The following is a 24,718-nucleotide window of genomic DNA, read 5'->3' as shown; positions in this document are numbered from 1 at the left end:
TCCCGCCGCCAATCATACATTCACTCACTGGTTGTATGATTGGAGTGGAGATGAGCCGGGAAACGGCGGTCGTGCTGGGCGGCAGCGTCGCGGGGCTGTGTGCGGCCGGAGTACTCGCCCGGCACTTCGAGAAGGTGATCGTCCTCGAGCGGGACCTGCTGCCGCCCGATGCCGAGCACCGGCGGGGCGTGCCGCAGAGCAAGCACCCGCATTTCCTGCTGAACTCGGGACGGCGGGCCATCGGGGAGATCTTCCCGGGCTTCCAGGACGCCCTGATCGCCGCGGGCGGGATGCTGCTGATGCCCTCGATGGACGCGGCCTACTGCGAGGACGCCGGCTGGGCACCGCGCAAGAGCGGTTCGATGACCATGGTCTACAGCTCCCGGGTGCTGATCGAACGAGTGCTGCGCGCCATGCTCCGCGAGCTGCCCGGCGTCGAGCTGCGCGAGGGCGTGACGGTCACCGGACTGCGATCCGCCGGCGGCGGCACCGCGAGCGGGCGTGTCACAGGCGTCGAATACCGGACGGCCGCCTCTCACCATGACGCCCACCATGACGCCCACCATGACGCCCACCATGACGCCCACCTGGCCGCCGACCTCTTCGTCGACGCGCTGGGCCGCGGGTCCTCGACCGCCGACTGGCTCGCCGCGGCGGGCTGGACCGCACCCCCGGAGAAGACCCTGGACGCCCGGGTCACCTACAGCTCGCGCTGGTACGACCTGCCGCCGGCCGGCGAGCGGCCCGCGGCGTGGTGGTGGAAGCACCTGGTCATCGCGCCGACCCAGAACGCGGGCAGCCACCCGGCGGAACACGAGTTCCTCAGCAACTTCTTCCCGATCGAGGGCGGGCGCGCCATCGTCTGCATGGGGTCGTGGGGCATCCCCATGCCGCGTGACGTGGACACCTTCGAGACCGCCGCGGACCGGGTGCGGGCCACGGCCTTCGGCCGGGCGGCGCGCGCCTGCACCCCGGTGTCCCCGGTGCACCTGACACGTTCGACCGGCAACAAGTGGCGCCGCTTCGACCTGCTCGACACGCCGCCGATCGGACTGGTCTGCGTCGGGGACTCGATCTGCGCGTTCAATCCCTTCTACGCGCAGGGCATGAGCTCGGCGGCCCGGTCGGCGCTGATCCTCGGCGACCTGCTGGGCGAATACGGGGTCTGTGATGCGGCGTTCTTCCGGGAGTTCCTGGCCCGCCAGCGCAAGTCGCTGGCCGTGCCCTGGATGCTCGCGATGGCCCGCGACCAGGCGTACGAGTTCGCCACCGGAACGGAGACCGCCCCGCGCTGGCGCCGGCGGCTGACGGCCCGCCTGAGCTGGCCTGTGTTCAACGCCATCAACGCCGCCAGCCGCGAGGACGCCTACGTCGAGCGCACGTTCGCGCAGGTGTTCAACATCGACAAGTCCCTGCAGCAGTTGGCCGCCGACCCGCGCTTCTGGTTCGGCGTGCTCCGGTACAAGCTCCGGCAGCGGCTCGGCCGCACGGTCGTGCCCAGCGGGTTCGACCCCCGGCAGGATCCGCCCGGCACCGACTACACCCGCTGAGGAGCCCGCGGTGGACCAGAGCTGCGATCAGACGGCCGAGCGCATCGCCGAGGGCCTCGGATTCTCCTGCCGTCACGCCGATCCGGTCGTGACCTTCCGGGACCCGTTCAGCCTGGCCAACGGCACCATGCCGGTCCTGGAACTGCTCATCATCGGCGGCGCGGTGTTCGCCCTGGTCCACGCCCGGCGGCGGTGGCGGCACGACGGCGACCCGGTCAACCTCACGCTGTGGTTCGCCTCGGTCGCCTACCTGGCGGTCATCGAGCCGCCGTTGTACTTCCCGGGCTGGTTCGGCCTGGACAAGCAGGTCGGCTTCATCTTCTCGCACAACGTCTTCACCGTGCAGTTGATGTACGACCGGCTGCCGCTCTACATCGTGGCCTTCTATCCGGCGCTGTCCCAGCTCGCGTACGAACTGGTGCGGGCGCTGGACGTGTTCGTACGGCGCGGCGCCGTGGCCGGCGCGCTGGCCGTGGCGTTCGTGTGCCAGGTCTTCTACGAGGTCTTCGACCAGCTCGGCCCGCAGCTGCGGTGGTGGGCCTGGAACCCCGGCGACACCAAGGTGAACCAGCCCGCGCTGGCTTCGGTGCCGATGAACAGCATGTTCCTGTTCGCTTCCGTGTCCTTCGGCGCGCTGGCTTATCTGGTCGTCCGGTTGTGCGGATCCGGAGGTGGGACCGGAGCTGCGACCAGAGCTACGACCGGAGCTACGACCGAAGCTAGAACCGGAGCTAGAACCGGAGCTAGAACCGGCGCGGGGATCGCCTGGCGGTCCGTGGCCGCGGGGGCTCTGGCGCCGCTGGCGATGGTCGTCGCGGGTGCACCCGCGGGCCTGTTCCAGGGCGGCGGGCACCTCGGCGTCCAGCGGGCGATCATCGGCGTCGAGCTGGGCGTCGTCTGGGTCATCGGGCTGTGTCTGCTGACGGACGCCTGGCGGGCATCGCGCACCGGAGCCATGGTTCCCATGCCCCTTATGCCCTCGCCGACGTTCGCCCGGACCTATCCCCCGTTCTACCTCGGTGTGCTGATGGCCTTGTGGCTCATCGCATTGCCCGACTACCTGGCCTCATCCGGCGGCCTGACCAAGCAGGGAGCCCCGATCGGCAGCCTGTGGTACTCCACGCTGTGCGCGGCCGCGGCGGCGGGCGTCATCCTCGCCGCACGCCGTGCCACCGCCTCAAGCCCTGCCACCTCTAGCCCCGCCGCCTCAAGCCCTCCCGCCTCAAGCAGCTAATATCCTGATTCCATGGCGCACCACGGTTGGGGCGGCCGCCCTCCGGCGACGGAGGCCGAGGCCCGGCAACGCATCATCGATGCGACCGCCCGCTGCGTCGACCGCCACGGCGTCGCCAAGACCACCCTGTCCGACGTCGCGACCGAGCTGGGCGTCACCCGGCAGACCGTCTACCGGCACTTCACCGGCATCGGCGACATCGTCGGCGAGGTCGCGGCCCAGGGTGCGGACGCGTTCGTGGAACGGATGCTGGAGCACCTGCGCAACATCACCGATCCGGCCGAGGCCGTGGTCGAGGGCATGGTCTTCTGCGTCCAGACCATCCCGGCCGAACCCCGCGTGAGCCTCCTGCTCCACCTCGGCGACCCCGACGCCTTCGGCCGCGGCGCCACCACGGCCACCACCATCGGCTACGGCGCACGCATGCTGCGGCGCTTCCCCGTCGACTGGACCACCGCGGGCCTGTCCGACGCGGACCTGCCCGGCCTCGCCGAGATCATCATGCGCCTGCTCACCTCGCTGCTCCAGCACCCCGGCACCCCGCCCCGGGACGAAGCCCAGCTGCGCGCCTTCCTCGAGCGCTGGCTGGCACCCGCACTGCGCGGGTAGCTCCGGGCCGGCTGCTCCCCTGGCCGCTCGCCAGCCCGCTCACCCACTCAGCCCTCGGCATCGCGCGCCGCGTCCGTCCCACTCTCGGCGATCGCCGCCGCCACCAGCGCCCGCGCCCCCCAGATCACCGCCTCCAGCTCCGCCTGCGGGTCCAGGCCGCGCACGTCGCGCAGGGCGACCTGCGCCTCCCAGCCGACCACCGTGCACAGTGCCGAGATCAGGCGCTCGAAGGCCTCGGGGCCGAGCGGTTCGCGCAGCGGTTCGCAGGCCTGCTCCAGCCAGCCGATGCGCCGCGGGCTGCGGCGCGGGGCGGTCTGGGCGCGGGAGGCGTCCGGGGGCGGGTCGACGGTCAGGCGGATCAGGCGGCGGCCGAGGGGCAGCGAGTCCGGTTCGGCCGGCAGCAGGGTTCTGATGAGCGTCTCGACCCGGGCCGCGGCGTCGGTCGCCACGGCGGGGTCGGCCAGGGCGGTCTCCACCGCGGGCTCGTTCAGTGCGCCCAGGGTCGCCTCGATCAGCAGCTGGTCGAGGCTTGGGAAGTGCAGGTAGACCGTGCGGCGGGAGACGTCGGCGGCGGCGGCGATCTCGTCGATGGACGGGGCGCCGCCGTCGGCGCTGAGCCGGACCGCGGCGTCCACGATCGCCTTGCGGGTGCGCCGGCGCTGGGCCTCGCGACCGCCGGGACGGGCCGGGTCGGTGGTGGTCATCGCGTTCCTCTCACTGGGCGGGCCGCACCGGCGGCTGCTTGACCGGTGGCCCGGGAGAAGAGTATACCTTCATGCATTCAGTGCACAGTAGTGTAGTGAATGCACAGGACTGCTACCAAAGCACACCGTTGAAGGGAAGACCCGTGAACCTCGCACTGTGGATCGGCGCCGCGCTGCTCGCCGTCGTCGCGTTCGTCGGCGGCATGAGCAAGACGTTCGTGCCCAAGGAGAAGCTGGCCACGGTGCCCGGCGGCGAGTGGACCGCCGGGGCCGGCGCCGGATTCGTCAAGACGCTCGGAGGCCTGGAACTGCTGGCCGCCATCGGCCTGATCCTGCCCGCCGCGCTCCACATCGCCCCGGTGATGGTCGCGGTGACGGCCACCTGCTGGGTGGCCCTGATGGTCGGCGCGATGATCACCCACGGCCGCCTGGGCCAGGCCAAGTTCGTCGCCCTGAACCTGGCCTACCTCGCCCTCGCCGCGTTCATCGCCTGGGGCCGCTTCGGCCCCGGACACTTCACCGGCTGAGCGCTCCGACGCAGTGTCAGCAGTGTCAGCAGTGTCAGCAGACGTGACCACGCCGTGACCCAGGCCTGGGATGATCCACCCGTGAGGACCACGGACACCGAACACTCAGCCCTGCTGCGCCGCGGCTTCAGGCTGGAGTACGCGACCCTGGCCTGGAACCTCGTCGGCATCTGGATCCTGGCCGTCGCGGCGATCAGCGCCAGGTCCGTGGCGCTGGCCGGGTTCGGCCTGGACTCCCTGATCGAGATCGGCGCCTCCACCGTCGTGATCTGGGAGCTGTCGGGAACCGGCGAGGACCGGCAACGGCGGGCGCTACGGCTGATCGGGACCGGGTTCGCCGCCCTGGCCGCCTACCTTCTCATCCAGTCCACCTGGGTCCTGGCGGCCGGATTCCACCCGCGCCATTCGCCATCGGGCATCGGGTGGACCACGATCACCGCCGTCACGATGTTCGCCCTGGCATTCGGCAAGGCCACCACCGGAAAGGCTCTGCAAAATCCCGTGCTGCAGACGGAGGGCCGGGTCACACTCGTCGACGGCCTGCTGGCGACGGCGGTCCTGCTCGGGCTGGCCCTCAACGCCTCCGCCGGCTGGTGGTGGGCCGATCCACTCGCCGGATACGTCCTGGTCTACTACGCGCTCCGCGAGGTCAGGGAGATCTTCACCGGCGAGCACTGACCGGCTGTGTGTGCCGCCTCCGGCACCGGCGTTCGCGAGCCCGCGAAGTTAGCATGGGTGAATGCTGCTGGTGTCGAACCTGCCGGGCGCTCAAGCCGTCCGGCACCGGCTGCGGGCCGAACTGTTCGGCCGGGTAGCCGGTCCCGAGGGCCCGGCGGCCCGGACGCGCATCCACGACACGCCCGGGCCCCGCTGGTTCGCCCCCGACAGCCCGATCCGCACCGTCCACGGCGACGCGTCCATGTTCATCGGCGGCCTGCGCGCACTGCTGTTGCAGTCCCTGCACCCGCTGGCCATGGCCGCCGTCGCGGGGCACTCCGGCTACCGCAGCGACCCGTGGGGCCGCCTGCAACGGACGAGCACCTTCCTGGCCTTCACCACGTTCGGCACCGCCGAGGACGCACAACTGGCCGTGGACAAGGTCCGCGCGGTCCACGAGCGTGTCCGGGGCACGGTCGACGGCCAGCCCTACCGCGCCTCGGACCCGCACCTGCTCGGCTGGGTCCACGTCGCCGAAGTCGACAGCTTCCTGCGCGCCTACCAGCGCTACGGCCGTCATCGCCCCCTGAGCCCCGCGCAGGCAGACGGCTACATCGCCGACGCCGCCTTCGTCGCCAGGGCACTCGGCGTGCTCGACCCGCCGACGAACAGGGCGCAGCTCGTTGAACAGATCCACGCCTACCGGCCCGAGCTCAGGGCGACTCCGCAAGCCCGTGACGCCGCGCGGTTCCTCCTGGCGGACCCGCCACTGCCCTGGGTGGCCAGGCCGCCGTACGCCGTCTTGGCCGCCAACGCTGTCGCGCTGCTGCCCCGCTGGGCACGCAAACCGCTGCGTCTGCCATACCTGCCGGTCGCCGAACGCGCCGGGGTGCAGCCGGCGGGCCGGGCGCTGACGGGCCTGATCCGCTGGGCGATGGAGCCGCCGCCGGCGCAGGGCCGGTCCGCAGCCGCGGGACCATGAACTCCCGGGCGAAGCGCTGGAACTGGACGTAGCGCATCGGGACCTCGGTCCCCCACCGTCTGACGTGCGCCTCGTAGACCGGCGCGAAATCGGGATGGCGCTGCGAGAGGAACTCGCCCACGTTGGCGTCCGTGATCACGTGTGCTCCAGGGCCGGTCAGGCTACGGGGTCGATTTCTGGGATCTCCGGCAGTTCGCCACCAGGGTCGATATCCCCACCGTCGCCGCCTTCGTTCACCGCATTCGCCGGCGGAGCCGGTGGCAGCCGGGGCAGGCCGTCAGCCGAGGACCAGTCGTACTCGCCCGGGTCTCCCATGATCGTCGCCTGGGATCTGCGAGGCCTCGCCAGGCCGTACGCCCTTGCCGCCGGCCTGCTTCGTGATCCGGGACGCCATCGCCGTCGCATCGTGGATGGCGTCCAGGCACGCTTTGCGCGCCGTGGCCGTCTGGGCGATCAGCGTCTCCAACTGCCCGCGCCTGAGGCCGGCCGCGTCGATGACATGGGTCCGGACCTTGTCGGCCGCGCCGCTGAGGAACCGGTCGGCCCCCAGCGAGCTGTGCGGCGCGACCGCCATGAGGGTGCCAGACAGCTGATCGGGATTCATGATCAGCCGCCTGGCGTCGGCCGCGGGCAACCCGCCGTCGTTCTCGATCCCCTGGAGTAGGCCGAGACACCGGGTGCACAAGCCGTCGAACTGCGGCTGCGGGTTCCGGACCCGGCCGCTGAAGACCTCCCAGGCGTCGCCGATCTCCCGGTAGGCCTCGGTCGCGGTACCGAGCATCGCAGGGTACGGAGTCAGGACGTCGAAGAACGCCTGCCCCGACTGCCCGAGCCACCCGGTGACGTCCGTCGGGCGCGCCATCACAACCCCCGCCGCCGATGCTCGTGACCGCTGTGAGTGATCGGAAGATCTCACTCGGTAGTCACCGTAAAGACGCCGGGGAAACCCGTCAATTAAAACTAAGCGCCGATATAAGGACTCTGCTTAAAAGCGACACCGCACCGGGATGCGCGCCGTCAGAAAGTCTCCTTGCCCGCACGCGGCACCCGCGTCGCGGTGTCCAGGAAGAAGGTGTCGATGCTCTGCACCGCCGAGACGAAGTCGTCCAGGTTCACCGGCTTGGTGATGTACGCGTTCGCATATCCCTCGTACGCCGCGCTGACGTCGTCCGGCGCGGCCGAGGTGGTCAGGACCACCACGGGGATCGACTTCAGGGCCTGGTCCGCCTTGAGGACCGCGAGGAGCTCGCGGCCGTTCATGCGCGGCATGTTCAGGTCCATCACGATCAGGTCCGGGTGCGCCAGGCCCGGGTCGTTCAGGTGCGCCAGGGCCGCGACGCCGTCCTCGACCTGGGTCACCACGTGCTCGGTCGGGCGCTCCAGCAGGGCGTCCTGGATCAGCATCGCGTCGGCGGCGTCGTCCTCGACCAGCAGGATCCCGTAGGACCGGGTGGCGGCGAAAGTCATGTCTGGCTCCCTCGGCGGCATTCGCCATGGTCGGATCGGGTGACGCCTGCGAATTCGCCGGGAGTCCGTGGAACGGTGGTCGGCCCGTCCTCCCGGTCGGCGAGCAAGTTCACGAACAAGGAGGTCGGCCCGCGCTCAGGGTAGCGCCGCCGCGGCGCCGGCGACAACGGACGTCCGCAGGCCCGGGGTACCCGCGCCCTCGAACATCGGTATCGTTTCCGACGCCGTCGTGCCCGTGTGGGCCGCGCGGTCCGGCCTTGTGAGCGATGGAGTGTGGATGGCGGCGCCGCGCACCACCCGGTACTGGCTGCGCCTCGGCACGGCGGTGGCCTCGCTCGTCCTGGCGGCGCTGGCCGGCCTGGCCGTCGCGGCGTCCTCGCACGCCTCCGACGCGACGCACACGATGGCCGACCGCGACTCCCCGGCCCTGACCGCCGCGGTGAGCCTGGGGTCCGCGCTGGTCAACCAGGAGACCGGGGTCCGGGGTTACGGCCTGTCCGGCACGGTCGACTTCCTCCAGCCCTACCAGCAGGGCATCACCGACGAGCAGAGCGCGGTGGCGGCCCTGCGCAGCGCGGCCGCCGGCGGCGGCGAAGGACAGCAGCGGCTGGAGGCGGTCCTGGCCCTGGCCCAGTCCTGGCAGACGTTCTACGCCCAGCCGATCGCCGCGGCCGCCCCGGCCCAGGCCCGCGCCCTCAGCAACGAGCGCCTGGACCGGGCCAAGACGCAGTTCGACGCGCTGCGCACGGCGATGAGCGCCCAGCAGGACCAGCTCCAGCGGACCGAAGAGGCGGCGCGCCGGGACCTGGCCGACGCCGAGCAGCTGCGCGACGGGGTCTTCATCGCCGTCGCCGGGGCCATCGTCATCATGATCCTGCTGGTCTTCGAAGGCCTGCGACGCGGCGTGACACGTCCGCTCACGCAGCTGTCCGCCGACGCCCGCCAGGTCGCCGCCGGCGATCTGACCCATCCCATCTCCCCCAGCGGCCCGGCGGACCTGCGGGCCCTGGCCGCCGACGTGGAGGCGATGCGCCGACGCCTGGCCGGCGAGCTGGCCGCCGTCGAGCAGTCCCGCCGGATGCTGGACGAGCAGGCCACGGAGCTGGAGCGCTCCAACGCCGAGCTCGAGCAGTTCGCCTACGTCGCCTCGCACGACCTGCAGGAGCCGCTGCGCAAGGTCGCCAGCTTCTGCCAGCTGCTGCAACGGCGCTACGCCGAGCAGCTCGACGAGCGCGCGAACCAGTACATCGAGTTCGCCGTCGACGGCGCCAACCGCATGCAGACCCTGATCCAGGACCTGCTGGCGTTCTCCCGCGTCGGCCGCACCTTCGACGCCGACGGCGTGGTGGACCTGGAGGCCGTCTTCGACCGCGTCCTGGACACCTTGAGCATCACGATCGAGGAGACCGGCGCGCAGGTCACCCACGACCGGCTGCCGACCGTCACCGGCGACCAGACCCAGCTGGGCATGCTGCTGCAGAACCTGCTCTCCAACGCCGTGAAGTTCCGCGATCCCGAGCGCCCGCCGCGGATCGCGGTCACGGTCACGCGTGCCGAGGCCGACGCCAGTGCCGGTGCCGGTGCCGGTGCCTACTGGGAGATCGCCGTCACCGACAACGGCATCGGCATCCCGGCCGAGTACGCCGAGCGCGTCTTCGCGATCTTCCAGCGGCTGCACTCCCGGGACGCCTACCCCGGCAACGGCATCGGGCTCGCCGTCTCCCGCAAGATCGTGGAGCTGCACGGCGGCCGGATCCTCATCGACCCGGACCAGAAGACCGGCACCCGGATCGTCATCACCTTCCCCGTCCGCGAAGCAGAACCGGGCGAACCCGGCGAGCCCGATGAAAGCGCCGAAACGCCGTGAACCTCGAGAGCGCGAACCGGCCGGACACCGGCCCGCCCGCCGACGACGGCTTCCACGTCCTGCTGGTCGAGGACGACCTCGGCGACATCGTCCTGGTGGAGGAGATGCTCGCCGACACCGGACTGCGCCACACCCTGACGGTGGCCCGCAGCCTGGCCGAGGCCCTGGACCGGCTCGGGCGCGAGTCCTGCGACTGCGTCCTGCTGGACCTGCACCTGCCCGACGCCAGCGGCCTGCCGCTGCTGCGCGCGGTGCAGCAGACCGTCCCGGACGCCGCGGTCATCGTCCTGACCGGCTTGGCCGACCCGCACAGCGGCGAGGCCGCGGTCGCCGCCGGCGCCCAGGACTACCTGTCCAAGGGCCAGGTGGACGCGCAGATCATGCGGCGCGCACTGCGCTACGCGGTGAGCCGCAAACTGGCCGAGCGCGCCACCTCCGAGCTGATGCGCAACCAACTGCGCGCCGAGGAGAACGTCCGCCTGGAGCGCGGCCTGCTGCCGGCGCCTCTGCTGGACTCCCCGCGCGTGCGGGCCACGACGCGCTACCTGCCCAGCCGCGAGGCGGCACTGCTGGGCGGCGACTTCCTGGACATCGTCCAGGACGCCGACGGCGCGGTGCACGCCGTCATCGGCGACGTCAGCGGCCACGGCCCGGACGAGGCGGCCCTCGGCGTCTGCCTGCGCATCACCTGGCGCGCGCTCACCCTGGCCGGCCACCGCGACCTGGAACTGCTCGCGCTGCTGGAGCAGGTCCTGGTCGCCGAGCGCACCCACCCGGCCATGTTCGCCACCTGCACGATCCTGAGCGTCGACCCGCACTCGGGCACCGCCTCGGCGATCCTGGCCGGCCACCACGAGCCGCTCCTGATCAGTCCCACCAAGGCCGAGAAGGTCCCCGCCAAGTACGGCATGGCCCTGGGCATAGCCCCCGGCCACGGCTACTGGCACCGCACCGAGTTCGCCATGCCCGCCACCGGTGCCCTGCTGCTGTACACCGACGGGCTCATCGAAGGCCACGTCGGCCAGGACGGCGAACGCCTGGGCACGACAGGGCTGGAGGACCTCATCACCCAGGCGCCGCCCCTGGAACCGGGCGATCTCCTGGACCACCTCATCGCCGCCGCGCAGACGCTGAACGCCGACCGGCACGCCGACGACGTCGCGATACTGCACCTGGCCTGGTAGACAAGAGCACTGATTTAGCGGAGAAGGTCCGAGCTTCTTCAGCCACGCGTCCCGACACCGATGTCCTTGAACCCGCTGGACGTGCTGATGCACACCACCGGACCCTCGATATCACCGGCCTCACCGGCCTCGCCAGCCACACCGATGTCACCAACCTGCCTGAGCCCTGCCAGACCCGCGGCACTGGACACCTCGACCCACAAACCGACTCGCCCCAACTCAGCCTGCGCCGCCCGCATCTCGCCGTCGTTCACCAGCAGCGATCTCCCGCCGCTGTCCCGGACCGCGACGACCGACCGGTATCCCCCGACCCGGCAGTTGATCGCATACGCATCCGAAGGCGTGCGGGAGACAGCCGCCGCCGGGACGCCCTCGGCCAGGGCCCGATGCAGCGCCCCGGCAGTGGCCGGCTCGCAGGCGACCATGCGCGGCGTGGCCACGGCGAGTCCCAGGCGCTTCAACTCCGCGAAACCCTTCCACACACCGAAGAGCAGCTCGCCGTATCCGGTCGGTACGAACACCGCGGCCGGGACACCGATGTCCTGAAAGATCTCGTACGCGATGGTCTTGTAACCCTCGGGGCCGAATCCGTGCCCGGTGTGCGTCGAAGTCAGGTTGCTGACCGGGTGATATCCGAGCTCTGCGACGATACGCCGCACCACCCCGACACGCTCCTCCGCCGGCGCCATCAACACCTCCGCGCCGTACGCGCCGACGAAGTCCATCACCGCCGGCGGTGCCCCGTCCGAGACGACGACCACGCACCGCAGCCCGGCCCGCGCCGCGTATGCCGCCGCCGAGGCCCCATGGTTCCCCGAGGAGGCCACGACCACGCCCCCGGATCCCGCACCCACGGCAGCGCTGACAGCACAGCGATTCAGCCTGTCCTTGTGGCTCCACGTCGGATTCCTGGACTCGTCCTTGATCCAGACACCGTCGCCGATCTCGACCAGCGGCGTGCCGCCCTCCCCGAGCCCGGGCGCGAGCAACGGCGGAAGCAGCGGCGCCCAGCGGTCGAGGCCCTGCCCTGAGTGCCCTCTGGCATCGAAAAGAGAAGAGTCCACCCGGTCGTAGTCATAGTCGACCTCCACCGGAAAGGAGACCTCTGCCGTACTGGTCACCGGACAGCCCTCCACGAGGGCCGGCCACAACGGAAACCGGACGGCCGGATCCCCGAGCGATTTCTGGCCCGATGCCAGGGATCGCTGCGTCACAGGTCGCCCACCTGCGCTCGAGCCCCGTCGATGAAGACCTTCATCCCGTACTCGAACCGCTCCTCCTGGCTCGCCTTCGCCAGCTCCAGCAGCGTCTCCTGATACAGGTCGCCGCGATACCCCGGATCCTTCATGATGCGCGCGGCCCAGTCGTGCTCGGGCCCCAGGGCGGCCGCCGCCTGTTCCTCGATCACGTGGCCGAGGACGAAGTGGAACATCGCGAAATGCAGCGCGCCGGCCTGGCTCGGCTTGAAGCCCGCGTCGGACAGGATCTGGAACGCCAGCCGGCCGACGGCCTGGGTGTTGGGCCCCGAGGTGTACGTCCCGGCCACGACGCGCGCGGCGTCGCGCCGCGTCAGCAGCTTCTGGCGCAGGTGGCGGCCCAGGAACCGGAGCCGCTCGGGCCACGGGTCGTGCGGCCGGTCGGCGTCGGCCACCCCTTCGAGCAGCTGCTCGGCCATCGCGTCCAGCAGCGCCTCCTTGCTTGGGAAGTGCCGGTAGAGCGCGCCGCCCCGCACGTTCAGCCGGGCGCCGAGGCGCCGCATCGTGAGCCCGTCGAGTCCGTCCTCGTCCAGCAGCTCCAGGGCGCCCTGGAGCACGTCCGGCTGGTGCAGCAGCATCCACCTTCTCCTCGGTGTGCGAGTTGACCGGCTCCCAGTATAGGCCTAACGTGAACGGCGTTCACGGTGAACGCTGTTCACGTTGGGAGGTCCCCATGTCCGTCCAGCCCGCGCCCTTGTCCGGCCACACCCAAGACCCCTCGTCGACCACGTCCGCACCTCCACCACCGACGGCCCGTCCCGCGGTCCGCCCCGTCTCACCGGCCGTGGTCACGGCGGTCGGCTGCATCGCCCAGTTCATGATCGTTCTGGACTCGACGATCGTGACCGTGGCGCTGCCGGCCATGCGCTCGGCCCTGAACCTGTCCGCCACCTCCCAGCAGTGGGTGGTGAACGGCTACCTCATCGCCCTCGGCGGCCTGCTCCTGCTCGCCGCCCGGCTCGGCGACCTGTTCGGCCACGCCCGGATGCTCCGCGTCGGCGTCGTCCTGTTCACCCTCGCCAGCCTGGTCGGCGGCTTCGCCCCGAACGGCGCGTGCCTGATCGCGGCGCGCGTCGTGCAGGGCGTCGGGGCGGCGATCCAGGCGCCGACCGGCTTGAGCCTGATCAACACCGCGCTGCACGACGATCCGCCGCGCCGCGCCAAGGCGGTCGGCCTGTGGTCGATGATCGGCGGCTTCGCCGGCGCGGCCGGCGTGGTGCTCGGCGGCGTGCTCACCGAGTACCTGGACTGGCGGTGGGTCCTGTTCGTCAACGTCCCGATAGGCGTCGGCTTGTACGCACTCTGCTTCAGGGGGCTGCCTTCGGCCCCGCGGGGCACCCGCCGCTCCGGCCTCGATCTGCCCGGCGCGCTGACCGTCACCGTCGCGAGCGCCGCGCTGGCCTACGGAGCCTCGCAGGCCTCCGCCGACGGCTGGGGCTCGGCCACGGTGCTCACGGCGCTCATCGGTGCGGCAGTCCTGTACGCGGCGTTCGCGCTCTTCGAGGTCCGCAGCCCGCGCCCGCTGGTTCCGCCGGCCTTCATCCGCCTGCGCGGCCTGGTCTTCGGCAACTTCGTGGCCCTGTGCCTGGGCGCGAGTATGACCTCGGGCATGGTCTTCATCTCGATCTACCTCCAGCAGACCCTGGGCTTCAGCGCCCTGCGCACCGGCATGTGCCTGCTGCCGATGACGGCCGCGCTGGTCGCCGGCGGACTGCTGGCACGCCGCCTGGTCGCCACGGTCGGCCCGCGCGTGCTGGTGCCGGTCGGGAGCCTGGTCACGGCGGCCGGCCAGGCGTGGACCGCCTTCCTGCCGGACCACTCGGCGTACGCCTCGCACGTCCTCGGCCCGACCGTGGTCATCGGCCTGGGCGTGAGCTGCACCCTGCTGGGCGTGACCGTCGCCTGCACCGCGGGCATCGCCCCGCAGTACGCCGGCTCGGCCGCGGGCCTGCTGAACACCGCACGCCAACTCGGCGGCGCGATCGGCCTGGCCGCCCTCAGCACCATCGCCCTGACCGCCGCCGCCCACGACCACGCGGCCGGTCCGCTGGACGCTTCCGTGCACGGCCTGCGCGTCGCGCTGCTGACGAGCGCCGCGGTCATGGTGGTCGCCGCGGCGGGTTCGCTGGCGCTGCCGCGGCGGTCGGCGGCGGGGCGGTAGCTCAGTTCAGCTCTGCTCGGCTCAGCACGCCGAAGCCCGCCGAAGGGTGACCACGTCACCCCGGCGGGCTCCGGCCACACCCGGCCCCGGCTCAGCCGCAGTTGTCGGTGAACTGGTGGAACGAGTTGCTCGACCCGTCCGGCGAGAAGATCGGCCCGACCTGGTAGGTGTTCGGCGTCGTCCCCACGCAGTTGTACGTGACCCCGTTGTGCGGGTAGGGCGAGTTGCTGTCGGTCACGTACTGCCAGCCGCCGCCGGCCGTCTGCCGCTGAAGGATCATCCACGGCTGCGGCGCGGTGCCCCCGCACTCCCACGTCGCGGTGACCTGGATCTGGGTGCTGTTGATCGAGTAGTTGTACGACCAGTCGTAGCACGACGCCGACTGCGCCCGCACGGCGGCGTGCGCGCCGGCGGCAGAAGTGAGGGCCGAGGCGCCGAGCGCGACGGCGAACAGGACGGGGGCTGTGCGTCTCATGAGTACCGACCTTCGTGGCGATGGGAGGTGCGGGAGGCGCGGGAGGGCGGGTTGCAGCCCTCTGCGATGAGGACGCTAATGCAGTCGATACAATCGCGCAATAGATGAGCTGCACGCTGCAAATTGCCGACATCGACTCCAAATAACTGGACAGTTCACGGGCGCACCGGGCGATCAGTCACAGGCTGCCGCGTCAGAGGCGGCCACAACCGGCGCCCCCGGAACGAAGCGGTAGCCGGTCCCGAACTCGGTGAGCAGGTGCACCGGGTGCTGCGGGTCGGCTTCGAGCTTGCGACGCAGCCGGGCCATGTGGAAGCGCAGGTGACCGCCGTCCATGGAGGCGCTGTGGCCCCACACCTCCGCCAGGATCCGGCCTACGGTGACCAGCTGGTTCGGACGCCGCATCAGCAGCTCCAGCACCGCCCATTCGGTCCGGGTGAGCCGCACGTTCTCACCGTCGCGGGTCACGGTGCGCCGCGCCAGGTCCACCTCGCTGGTGCCGATGACGTAGTGCGCGACGGCCGGCACCGCGGCCTCGGCGCCGAACTCACGACGGCGCAGCACCGCCCGCAGCCGGGCCAGCAGCTCCCCCATCGCGAACGGCTTGGTGACGTAGTCGTCCGCGCCGGCGTCCAGGACCCGGACCTTGTCGGACTGGTCGGCGCGCCCGGAGAGCACGACGATCGGCAGGTCGGTCCAGCCCCGCACGCCGAGGATGACGTCCAGGCCGTCCATGTCCGGCAGGCCGAGGTCCAGCAGCAGCAGGTCCGGCGGCCGCCGCGCGACGGCCGCCAGCGCGTCGACCCCGCGCTCGACGGTCTCCACCTGGTAGGAGCGGGCTTTCAGATTGATCCGCAGGCCCCGCAGGATCTGCGGCTCGTCGTCCACGACAAGGATGTGCGTCACGGCGCCGTTGCCTTCCGGTTGCGGGCTTTTCCCTTTCAGTGAACCTGTTGTCACTGGTCGCGACCGTCCTGCTCGCACAATGCAAACGGAGTCCGCGGGGATGCACTCGCCCTGCCCGCGCGGCGAACGTCCCAGGGGTCAGGCCGCCGGCCATCAGTGGACGCGGGGAAACGCACACGCGACGCAAACAGCCGGCCGGCCCCGGCGGAGGTACACAGGAGGTATGAGGTATTTCGGTCGTGCGTACCGCGACCGGTGGGCACTGTTCGGCGCCGTCGTGGTGCCGCCCGCAGTGGCGGCGGTGCTGGTGCCGTGGCGTTCGTCGCTGGCCAACACCGATGTCGCGCTGCTGCTCGTGGTGGTGATCGTGGCGGTCGCCGCGAACGGCCACCGGCTGGCCGGAGTGCTGACCGCCCTGTCGGCCGCGGTCTGGTTCGACTTCTTCTGGACCCAGCCCTATGAACGGTTCACGATCACCCACGGCGCCGACGTGAGGACGACGGTCCTGCTGCTGGCCGTCGGCGCCGCGGTGAGCGAGCTGGCCTTCCGGGGCCGCCGTGCCCGCCGCACCGTCGCCTTCGACACGGCTTATCTCAGGGAGCTGCGCTCGGTCTCCGATCTCGTCGCCGAAGGCGGCGACCCCCTGGCGGTCGCCGAGCACGTACGGGGACTGCTTGTGGCGCTGCTCGGGCTGCGCGAGGCGCGTTTCGAGCGCGGACAGCTGCTGGGGCACCCGCCCCAGCTCGCCGAAGACGGCAACCTGCGCTGGGGCGGCGCGGTCTGGAAGGTCGAGGAATACGGCCTGCCTGCCGAGGACATCGAACTTCGCGCACGGTCGGCGGGCACGACGGCCGGCCGCTACATGCTGACGCCGACACCCGGAACCGTGCCCTCGCTCCAGGCACGTCAGGTCGCGTCAATGCTCGCGGCATACGTCGGCGTGGCGTTCACCCGGCAGCACTCGCGGCTCGCCGTCTGAGGTCTTCCTCGCCCGTCCGTCACGCCGTCCGTCACACCACGGCCCCGATCGCCCCGACCGGCTCGACGCCTTCTTCCAGCAACAACTCGCCGCGTTCGGCGTCGTACTCGAACAGCTCGGCGTAGCGGCCCCAGTCGATGGCGATGTCCAGCTGCCGCCGCGCCTCCTCGGCGGAGAACCCGCGGCGCAGCAGGTCCAGGAAGAACCCCTCGCGCAGGGAGCCGTCGGCGGTGGCGTGCAGTGCCTTCTCGATCGCCCCGACCAGCGGCGCGTGGGCCGCGGCGGCCTCGGCGAACAGCCGCTTGCCGGTGTCGATGTCGGCCGCGGCGAAGGCCAGGCCGGAGTCGGCGATCGTGATCTGGGCTCCGCCGACCGTGGCCATGCCGAGCATCTCCGCGGCGTCGACCAGCGGCAGCAGGTCGTCGATCTCGAAGGTGAAGTCCTCGGCCAGCTCGGCCAGGCCGGCGGTGCCGCCGCGGGCGGTGAGGATCTCCAGCAGGCCGGACAGCCCGCCGGCCGAGACCTCCGGCAGCGGCAGATCCGCCGGAGTCGGAGCGTGCACGACGGGGTGGCCCGTGGACAGGACGGCCTCCAGCTCGTCCTCGCGCCCGGTGAGGATCCCGTACACCGTGTCGACCAGAGCTTCGAACCTAGGGTCGCGGCGGTCCCGGGGCCGGGCCATCGGGACGTCCAGCTCGGCACGGATGCGGCCGGGGTTCGAGGACAGCACCAGGATCCGGTCGGCCAGCTGGACGGCTTCCTCGATGTTGTGCGTGACGATCAGCACGGCGTTGGTGGGGAACTCCCCGCCGGCCCACAGGCGGGTCAGCTCGCCGCGCAGGTTGCCGGCCGTCAGGACGTCCAATGCCGAGAACGGCTCGTCCATCAGCAGCGCGTCCGGGCGGACGGCCAGGCCCCGGGCGAATCCGACGCGCTGGCGCATGCCGCCGGACAGCTCCTTGGGGTAGGCGGACTCGAAGCCGTCCAGGCCGATCAGGTCGATGGCGGCCAGCGCCCGCGCGGTGCGCTCGTCCTGCGGCACGCCCCGGGCCTGCATCGCCAGCTCGACGTTCTGCTGCACGGTCAGCCACGGCATCAGCGCGAAGGACTGGAACACCATGGCCACGCCCGGGTTGGCGCCGTTCAACGGTGTACCGCGGTAGCTGACCGTCCCGGACGTCGGCGCGATCAGCCCGGCGATGCACCGCAGCAAGGTGGACTTGCCGGAGCCGGATTTGCCGAGCAGCGCGACGATCTCACCCTCACACACCTGCAGCGAGATGTCGTCCAGCACGGTCAGCTCCCTGCCGTCCGGGGCCGGGAAAGACTTGGTCACGGTGTCAACGCTGATGATCGTGCGATCGGCGGTCACAGGGAATACCTCGTCTCTGCCAGGGCGTACAGGCGCCGCCACACCAGGCGGTTCAGGCCCACGACGTACACGCTCATCACGGACACCCCGACCAGCACCTCGGCCAGGTCGCCCGAACCGGCGGCCTTCGCGATGTAGGCGCCGAGGCCGGTCGCGGTCAGGTGGTGCGGGCCGTAGTCGACGACCTCGGCGACGATCGAGGCGTTCCACGCCCCGCCCGCGGCGGTGATGCCGCCTGTCACGTACGCCGGGAACACCGCCGGCAGGATGAACCGGCGCCAGCGCAGCGAACCGCGCAGCCCCATGCTGCGGGTCGCCTCGCGCAGGTCCGACGGGATCGCCGAGGCCCCGGCGATGACGTTGAACAGGATGTACCACTGCGCACCCAGGGCCATCAGAAGGATCCCGCCGATGTTCAACGACAGCCCGGCGGCGACGAAGAACGCCGCGGCGAACGGGAACAGGAAATTGGCCGGGAAACTGGCCAGCACCTGAACCACCGGCTGGGCGATGCGCGAGACGCCGGGGTTCATCCCGATCCACACCCCGATCGGCACCCAGACGACGCTCGCGACAGCCACGAGCACCACGACCCGGCTGAACGTGATCGCCCCCAGGACGAACGCGTGACCGAACTCGCTCAGGCCGGTCCGGGCGTCCACGTAGGACAGCGCCCGCCACGTCCCGAACGCGACCGCCGCGGTGAGGGCACCGGCGAAGACGAGGTCGCCGGTGCGCCGGCGGGACTCGGGCACGAGCAGCGGATGCTCCGCCAGGCCGAACGGGCGCGTCGCCCGGTCCAGGAACCGGCCCACCGGACGCGCGGGGCGCGCCGCCAGGCCCGGCAGCGCCGAGCGCCGCAGCAGGTCCAGGACGGCGCTGCGGGACTTGTCGCCGGAGGAGGAGTCCTCCACCCGGAACCGTTCGGCCCAGGCGACCATCGGCCGCCAGAACAGCACGTTGACCGCGATGACCATGACGACCATCACGACGATCGCGATCCCGACCTCGGACAGGTCGCCCCGCTGCATCGCCGCGGCGACGTAGGAGCCGATGCCCGGCAGCGCGTAGGTGTGTCCGAGCACGGAGATCGACTCCGAGGCGGCCAGGAAGAACCAGGCCCCGCCGAAGCTCATCATCCCGTTCCACACCAGCGGGATCATCCCGCCGGGCACGTCGAGCTTCCAGAACCGCTGCCACTTGGTCAGCCGCATGACCCGGGCGGCCTCGTCCAGATCCCGCGGCTGGGCCATGAGCGAGTGGTAGAACGCGAACGTCATGTTCCACGCCATCGCGGTGAAGATCGCGAAGACCGCCGCGGCCTCCAGCCCGAGCGAGGAGCCGGGGAACAGGCTGATGAAGAACGTGACCACCACGGTCAGGAAGCCCAGCACCGGCACCGACTGCAGGACGTCCAGCACCGGCACCAGGACCTTCTCGGCCCGGCGCAGCCGAGCAGCGGCCTCGGCGTAGGCGAAGGCGAACACCACCGACAGCACGAGCCCGACGAACATCCGCAGCAACGACCGCACCGCGTAGTACGGCAAATGCGACGGCGCCGTCGACACGGTGGAGGGAGCCCGGCCCGGCAGGAACGGCGCATCGAGCGCCGGGGCCAGGCGGACCAGCCCGAACAGCAGGACGACCAGCCCAGCCAGCACGACCACGTCCACCGGACGCGGGGCCGGCCGGCGCCACACACCACGCGACGGGAAGACCGACGCCATCCAACACCTCCGCACCCGACGCACTCGACGCACCCGACGCACTCGACATAGCGATCACCCACGACCGCGCACACACTCTCATGCCGCAACGGCCGGACGGCGGATGTCCGGCCCGCTCAGATCCACCGTCTGCGCAGGTCACAGCATTTGATAGGGCTGAACGGGTCAGCGCTCGGACGAAACGCAAACACCAGGCTCGCGGCGGCGCGACGCTTCGCACACGCGGAAGCCTTTGGCGGCGGCTCACGGCCTTCAGTTCGCGGGCACGGCCACCAGCACGCCGACTCGCACCAGCACCCTGCCCGCCGCGCAAAAGATCGGAGCTTTGCGTATCGGCGGGATGTTCCCGGGGTGGCCATGCCAGCCAAATTCCAGGTAGACGGCTGACATTCGTTAACCCTCAGTACTAAATCATGCGGGTTGACGGTTAAGACATCGGAGGTTAACGTCCGCTGCGGCGCTCGCCCATTTCCCTCGATGCCGAGCGAGCCCCTCTCCTCCAACGGTTCTCTCCCATGCCAGGAGACCTCATGACGCAACCGCACTCGTCGGATCCACAGCGCCCTGAGCCGGGCCCGTCCCGCAGAACCCTGATACAGGGTGCTGCGATGTTCGGGACACTGCTCGCCGTACAAGCTCCGGTCTTCACGCCCCGTGCGGCGGCGAGTCCGCTGGACGCCGCAGCCACCCCCGCCACCCCGGCGGTGCCGGTGCCCGCCGGCCAGGCGATCACCGTTTGGTACACCTCGCCGGGCACCGAATCAACGATGACCGCCACCGGCCTGCCGATCGGCAACGGAAGGATTGGCGCCCTGCTCACTGGCGATCCGAGCCATGAGGCCTATTACGTCACCGACGTGACGTGCTGGGCCGGCGGCGCGAACGCGTCCCTGGACACCGAAAGCGGCCTGACCGGCCAGTTCCCTTACGGCACCGGCGATTTCGGCACACAGCAGATGCTGGCCAAGGCCTACCTGAGCATCCCCGCGCACACGGCCTCGGCGATCAGCGGCTATCAACGGCAGCTCGATCTGAGCAACGGCCTGGTGTCGGCGTCGTACCAGTACAACGGCGTGACCTACCGCCGCGACGTGTACGCCAGCCATCCCGACGACGTCATCGTCGTCCACCTCAGCCAGAGCGGCGGCGGCACGTTCACCGGCAGCCTGGCGCTCAACGGCACCCGTTCGGAGAGCGCGGCGACCGATGCCTCGGCCGTCACCGCGTCGTTCACCGGGACGCTGGCCAACGGTCTGCGCTACGCGGCGCTGGCCCAGGCCTCCAGCACCGGCGGGACGCTCGGCGTATCCGGAGCTGGCACGTCCGGTGCGACGGTGACCTTCACCGGCTGCTCCGAGGTGCTGCTGGTGCTCAGCGGCGGCACGAACTACTCGGCGGGCGCATCAGGGTTCATGGATACCTCGATCGTTCCGAGTGCCATCGCCAGCAGCCAGGCGTCGCGGGCCACAACGCTCGGGGCCTCGGCGCTGCTCGCCAACCACCTGGGCGACTACCAGGCTCTCGCCGGGTCGATGTCCGTCAACCTCGGCGTGTCCACTCCCGCCCAGCGTGCGCTGCCCACCGACCAGCGCCTGGTCGCGGCGGCGGCCTCCGGCTCGGCACCGGACCCCGAGCTGCACGCCGCCTACCTGCAGTTCGGCCGCTACCTGGCGATCTGCGGCTCGCGCAGCAGCCTGCCGATCAACCTGCAAGGGCCATGGCAGGACTCGAACTCGCCGGCGTGGATGAGCGACTACCACACCGATATCAATATCCAGATGAACTACTGGCTGCCGGACCGCACCGGGTTGTCCGCCTGCTTCCCGGCGCTCGCGAACTACTGCGTCAGCCAGCTCCCGTCGTGGACGCAGCACACGCAGGCTCTGTTCAACGATCCGAGCAACGGCTTCCGCAACTCGACAGGCCGCGTCGCCGGTTGGACCGTGGCGATATCAACGAACCCTTACGGCGGTCTGGGCTGGTGGTGGCACCCGGCTGGAAACGCCTGGCTGTGCAACGAATTGTTCGACCACTACCTCTACACCCAGGACTCCACTTACCTGGCGACGGTCTACCCGCTGCTCAAGGGCGCCTGCCAGTTCTGGGAGGCCCGGCTCATCACCACCACCTACACCGATCCGGCCGGGGTCTCCCATGCGGTGCTGGTCGACGATGCCGACTGGTCTCCCGAGCACGGGCCGACCAACGCGGTCGGCATCACCTACGCCCAGGAACTCATCTGGCAGCTGTTCGCGAACTACCAGAACGCCGCCCGGATCCTCGGCCAGGACTCGAGCTACGCCGGCGTCATCGCCTCGTTGCAGAGCCGGCTCTACCTTCCCCAGGTCAGCACCGTGACCGGCTGGCTGGAGGAATGGATGACCCCGAACAACCTGGACACCTCCGACATCACGCACCGCCACCTGTCGCCGCTGATCGGCTTGTTCCCCGGCGATCGCATCACCGCCGACGCCAGCCCGCCCGCGCTGCTGACCGGGGTGACCAACCTGCTCACCGCGCGCGGCACGGCCAGCTACGGATGGGGCCTGGCCTGGCGCGCCGCCTGTTGGGCCCGGCTGAAGAACGCCGCCAACGCCTACCAGTGCTTCGTCAACGGCCTGACTCCGTCGAGCAACGGCTCCACCGGCACCGCCGGGAACATGCTGGACATCTACGGCTCCGGAATCTTCCAGATCGACGCGAACTTCGGCCTGCCCTCGGCGGCCGTGGAGATGATGGTCTACTCCCGGCCGGGACTGCTCCAGCTGCTGCCGGCGATGCCGTCGGCGTGGTCGGCGGCAGGGGCCGTCACCGGTATCGGGGTGCGCGGCGGATTCACCGTCGACTTCACTTGGAGCGGCGGACAGGTGATCTCGTTCACCCTGCACAACGTCGGTCCGACGACGGCGACCACCACGGTGACCTCCGGCGCCTGGAGCAAGCAGGTGAGCGTGGCCGCCGGCCAGAGTGCCGCCTTCGACACCCTCGTGCTGATCAACCGCAACAGCGGCAAGGTCATCGACGATCCCGCGGCCTCCACCGCCCCGGGCACCTCGCTCATCCAGTACAGCCGCAATCAGGGCACGAACCAGTCCTGGCGCGTCCAGCAAGCGGGCCAGGCAGGCACAGGCGTGTTCAGCCTCATCAACGCATCCTCCGCCCTGGCGATGGACGTCTTCGGCGGCGGCACCGCCGACGGCGCGCTGATCTGCGAGTACACCCCGAGCGGTGCGACCAATCAGCAGTGGACGCTGCAGGACGCCGGGAACGGCTACGTGCGGGTGATCAGCGTGCGCAGCGGCAAGGCGGTCGGCGTCGTCGGATCGTCGACCGCTGATTCGGCACGCCTGGAGCAGGAGACCGTCTCGGCCGCGGCCGGTCAGCAGTGGCAAGTGGTTCTCGTCTGACCGTCGCAAGGCAACCTCGCCGACCGTGGAGGTACTCATGCGCAACCGCTTGCTCCTCGCCGCCGCCACAGCCGCGGCGCTGCTCGGCTCCCTCATCGGCTCCGGTCCGGCCGGCGCCACCACCAACCCGCCGCCGAACCCGATGGTCACGATCAACCCCTCCGACACCCAGGCGCAGATCCTGGCCAAGGCGGTGCAGGTCACGCCGACCGCGAGGCAGCTGGCCTGGCAACGCGAGGAGCTGACCGGCTTCGTTCACTTCGGACCGAACACCTACACCGGCAGCGAGGTCGGCAGCGGCACCGAATCGCCGAACCTGATCCAGCCCACCAGCCTGGACACCGACCAGTGGGCGAACGACTTCAAGAACGCCGGCTTCAAGAAGGTCATCCTGATCGCCAAGCACCATGACCAGCTGCTGCTGGACGTGCCGCCGGACCAGTCCGGCCGCTTCGACGCCGCCGACGAGGCGGCGCTGGCCGGGTTCGGGCAGAAGATCTCCTCGACCTTCGCCACCGACCTGGCCCGGGGCGCGACCGCGAGCAACGACGCCGGGACCGCCGGCACGGCAGGCAACGACCCGGCGAACGTGGTCGACGGCGACGACTCCACCGCCTGGCAGCAGGCAGCCACCGCCACCACCATCGGCTACCAGCGTCTGGTGCAGCTGCCCAGTCCGGTGATCACGTCCAAGATACGGCTGCGGATCACCGGATCCCGCTCCCTGCCGCCGGCCATCGCGACGGTCGGGCTGTACTACGACGGCCGGGTCGCGGACCTGGCCGCGGGGACGACCGCGACTCAGTCCTCGAACACCCAGCCCGGCGGCGACGCGGCCCACGCCGTCGACGGCAACACCGACGGCGACTTCTTCGACGGCTCGGTCTCCCACACCGGGGACGACGCCGACGCCTGGTGGCAGACCGACCTCGGATCCTCGCAGGCGATCGGCAGCATCGCGCTCTGGAACCGCACCGACTGCTGTTCGAACCGCCTGAGCGACTACTGGGTCTTCGTTTCCAACAACCCGTTCACCACCGCGCTGACCCCGCGACAGCAAGCGGCACAGTCCGGCGTCTGGTCGAACCACCAGACCGGCCAGGCCGGGACACCGACCGCGCTGAACGTCGGCACCACCGGCCGGTACGTGATGGTGCAGCTGTCCGGGACCAACTACCTGTCGCTGGCCGAAGTGCAGGTCTTCTCCCCCGCCGACGACTTCTCGATCTCGGCCGGCCAGCCGATGGCCTCCGTCCCGGCCGGCACCGGAACCACCTCGACCATCACCACCGCGAACACCCTCGGCACCGCCGGCAACGTGGCCCTGTCCGTCTCGGGTCTGCCGGCCGGCGCGACGGCGTCCCACACCCCGGCCACCGTCACCGCCGGCGGCGCCTCGACGCTGACCATCCACACCGCGAGCACCCGGCGCCACCGTCAACGGCCTCACCGGTCTGGTCCAGCAGAGCACTCCCCCGGCCTGGACCTTCGCCAAGGTCGGCTGACAACCCCATGGCCACCAATATGGCTCAGCCGATGAGGAGATGCCCGTGAACCGCCGCTCCTTCCTGTCCGTCAGCATGCTCAGCGCCGCCGCCGCGATGTCGGCCACCCCGGCTCTCGGCGCGACGGCCTCCGGTACTACGCCCGGTAC

The 24,718-nt window shown here is 70.8% G+C and carries 21 protein-coding genes; 12 read left to right on the top strand and 9 right to left on the bottom strand.

The genetic code is table 11. The annotated features are described in order from the left end of the window. Positions 1–50 precede the first annotated feature (50 nt). Genes ABIA35_RS31365 through ABIA35_RS31355 form a run of 3 tightly spaced genes read left to right on the top strand, consistent with a single transcriptional unit; the run spans position 51 to position 3,393 of the window. On the top strand, positions 51–1,550 hold the full coding sequence (locus tag ABIA35_RS31365) for an FAD-dependent oxidoreductase (RefSeq protein WP_370360267.1): 1,500 nt from the start codon (positions 51–53) through the stop codon (positions 1,548–1,550). A gap of 10 nt (positions 1,551–1,560) precedes the next feature. After that, entirely contained in the window at positions 1,561–2,784 is a 1,224-nt protein-coding gene (locus tag ABIA35_RS31360; protein WP_370360266.1) for a hypothetical protein, read from the top strand. A gap of 12 nt (positions 2,785–2,796) precedes the next feature. Beyond that, the gene (locus ABIA35_RS31355) at positions 2,797–3,393 is read left to right on the top strand and encodes a TetR/AcrR family transcriptional regulator (RefSeq protein WP_370346701.1); all 597 of its coding nucleotides are present in this window, start codon (positions 2,797–2,799) and stop codon (positions 3,391–3,393) included. A gap of 47 nt (positions 3,394–3,440) precedes the next feature. On the opposite strand, the gene ABIA35_RS31350 is transcribed toward ABIA35_RS31355, so the two are convergent. Beyond that, positions 3,441–4,097, bottom strand: a complete 657-nt coding sequence (locus tag ABIA35_RS31350) for a TetR/AcrR family transcriptional regulator (RefSeq protein ID WP_370360265.1) — start codon at positions 4,095–4,097, stop codon at positions 3,441–3,443. A gap of 143 nt (positions 4,098–4,240) precedes the next feature. Between ABIA35_RS31350 and ABIA35_RS31345 the strand changes: the two genes are divergently transcribed. The 3 genes from ABIA35_RS31345 (at position 4,241) to ABIA35_RS31335 (ending at position 6,263) form a co-directional block, all read left to right on the top strand. After that, complete coding sequence (locus ABIA35_RS31345; protein ID WP_370360264.1) at positions 4,241–4,624, top strand: DoxX family protein; 384 nt, start codon at positions 4,241–4,243, stop codon at positions 4,622–4,624. Between the two features lie 81 nt (positions 4,625–4,705). Beyond that, positions 4,706–5,302, top strand: a complete 597-nt coding sequence (locus ABIA35_RS31340) for a cation transporter (protein ID WP_370360263.1) — start codon at positions 4,706–4,708, stop codon at positions 5,300–5,302. Positions 5,303–5,363: 61 nt separating this feature from the next. Further along, the gene (locus ABIA35_RS31335; RefSeq protein WP_370346692.1) at positions 5,364–6,263 is read left to right on the top strand and encodes an oxygenase MpaB family protein; all 900 of its coding nucleotides are present in this window, start codon (positions 5,364–5,366) and stop codon (positions 6,261–6,263) included. 277 nt (positions 6,264–6,540) lie between these two features. Here the strand turns inward: ABIA35_RS31335 and ABIA35_RS31330 are convergent, their stop codons facing one another. Together ABIA35_RS31330 and ABIA35_RS31325 are read right to left on the bottom strand one after the other, a co-directional pair. Further along, positions 6,541–7,125 (bottom strand): hypothetical protein, encoded by a 585-nt coding sequence (locus tag ABIA35_RS31330; RefSeq protein ID WP_370360262.1) that lies wholly within the window; start codon positions 7,123–7,125, stop codon positions 6,541–6,543. Positions 7,126–7,280: 155 nt separating this feature from the next. Next, complete coding sequence (locus ABIA35_RS31325) at positions 7,281–7,730, bottom strand: response regulator (RefSeq protein WP_370346688.1); 450 nt, start codon at positions 7,728–7,730, stop codon at positions 7,281–7,283. Between the two features lie 277 nt (positions 7,731–8,007). On the opposite strand from ABIA35_RS31325, the gene ABIA35_RS31320 reads away from it, so the two are divergent. Both ABIA35_RS31320 and ABIA35_RS31315 read left to right on the top strand, forming a co-directional pair. Continuing rightward, positions 8,008–9,597 carry an ATP-binding protein gene (locus ABIA35_RS31320; RefSeq protein ID WP_370360261.1) on the top strand — a complete coding sequence of 530 codons (1,590 nt, stop codon included), beginning with the start codon at positions 8,008–8,010 and terminating at the stop codon, positions 9,595–9,597. After that, positions 9,594–10,781 (top strand): PP2C family protein-serine/threonine phosphatase, encoded by a 1,188-nt coding sequence (locus ABIA35_RS31315; protein ID WP_370346684.1) that lies wholly within the window; start codon positions 9,594–9,596, stop codon positions 10,779–10,781. Before ABIA35_RS31320 ends, ABIA35_RS31315 begins: the two co-directional genes overlap by 4 nt. 38 nt (positions 10,782–10,819) lie before the next feature. On the opposite strand, the gene ABIA35_RS31310 is transcribed toward ABIA35_RS31315, so the two are convergent. Together ABIA35_RS31310 and ABIA35_RS31305 are read right to left on the bottom strand one after the other, a co-directional pair. After that, positions 10,820–11,995 (bottom strand): pyridoxal-phosphate dependent enzyme, encoded by a 1,176-nt coding sequence (locus ABIA35_RS31310; RefSeq protein ID WP_370346680.1) that lies wholly within the window; start codon positions 11,993–11,995, stop codon positions 10,820–10,822. Beyond that, positions 11,992–12,615 (bottom strand): TetR/AcrR family transcriptional regulator C-terminal domain-containing protein, encoded by a 624-nt coding sequence (locus tag ABIA35_RS31305; protein ID WP_370360260.1) that lies wholly within the window; start codon positions 12,613–12,615, stop codon positions 11,992–11,994. Before ABIA35_RS31305 ends, ABIA35_RS31310 begins: the two co-directional genes overlap by 4 nt. Before the next feature lie 95 nt (positions 12,616–12,710). Here ABIA35_RS31305 and ABIA35_RS31300 point away from each other — a divergent pair, with 95 nt between their 5' ends. Beyond that, positions 12,711–14,198 carry a DHA2 family efflux MFS transporter permease subunit gene (locus tag ABIA35_RS31300; RefSeq protein WP_370360259.1) on the top strand — a complete coding sequence of 496 codons (1,488 nt, stop codon included), beginning with the start codon at positions 12,711–12,713 and terminating at the stop codon, positions 14,196–14,198. 91 nt (positions 14,199–14,289) lie between these two features. Here the strand turns inward: ABIA35_RS31300 and ABIA35_RS31295 are convergent, their stop codons facing one another. Both ABIA35_RS31295 and ABIA35_RS31290 read right to left on the bottom strand, forming a co-directional pair. Beyond that, a complete protein-coding gene (locus ABIA35_RS31295; protein ID WP_370346673.1) occupies positions 14,290–14,673 on the bottom strand; it encodes a hypothetical protein in 384 nt (127 codons plus the stop codon). A gap of 174 nt (positions 14,674–14,847) precedes the next feature. Then, complete coding sequence (locus ABIA35_RS31290; protein WP_370346671.1) at positions 14,848–15,579, bottom strand: response regulator; 732 nt, start codon at positions 15,577–15,579, stop codon at positions 14,848–14,850. 223 nt (positions 15,580–15,802) lie between these two features. Here ABIA35_RS31290 and ABIA35_RS31285 point away from each other — a divergent pair, with 223 nt between their 5' ends. Continuing rightward, positions 15,803–16,558, top strand: a complete 756-nt coding sequence (locus ABIA35_RS31285) for a DUF4118 domain-containing protein (protein ID WP_370346669.1) — start codon at positions 15,803–15,805, stop codon at positions 16,556–16,558. 31 nt (positions 16,559–16,589) lie between these two features. On the opposite strand, the gene ABIA35_RS31280 is transcribed toward ABIA35_RS31285, so the two are convergent. Beyond that, positions 16,590–17,894 carry a nitrate/sulfonate/bicarbonate ABC transporter ATP-binding protein gene (locus ABIA35_RS31280; RefSeq protein ID WP_370346667.1) on the bottom strand — a complete coding sequence of 435 codons (1,305 nt, stop codon included), beginning with the start codon at positions 17,892–17,894 and terminating at the stop codon, positions 16,590–16,592. A gap of 32 nt (positions 17,895–17,926) precedes the next feature. Further along, the gene (locus tag ABIA35_RS31275) at positions 17,927–19,657 is read right to left on the bottom strand and encodes an ABC transporter permease (RefSeq protein WP_370346665.1); all 1,731 of its coding nucleotides are present in this window, start codon (positions 19,655–19,657) and stop codon (positions 17,927–17,929) included. Positions 19,658–20,265: 608 nt separating this feature from the next. Here ABIA35_RS31275 and ABIA35_RS31270 point away from each other — a divergent pair. Both ABIA35_RS31270 and ABIA35_RS31265 read left to right on the top strand, forming a co-directional pair. Next, on the top strand, positions 20,266–23,064 hold the full coding sequence (locus ABIA35_RS31270) for an RICIN domain-containing protein (RefSeq protein ID WP_370360258.1): 2,799 nt from the start codon (positions 20,266–20,268) through the stop codon (positions 23,062–23,064). Between the two features lie 37 nt (positions 23,065–23,101). Then, complete coding sequence (locus ABIA35_RS31265; protein WP_370360257.1) at positions 23,102–24,604, top strand: discoidin domain-containing protein; 1,503 nt, start codon at positions 23,102–23,104, stop codon at positions 24,602–24,604. Positions 24,605–24,718 lie beyond the last annotated feature (114 nt).

The organism is Catenulispora sp. MAP12-49 (assembly GCF_041262705.1).
GTDB lineage: Bacteria > Actinomycetota > Actinomycetes > Streptomycetales > Catenulisporaceae > Catenulispora.
This window is presented reverse-complemented; position numbering and strand designations above follow the sequence as displayed.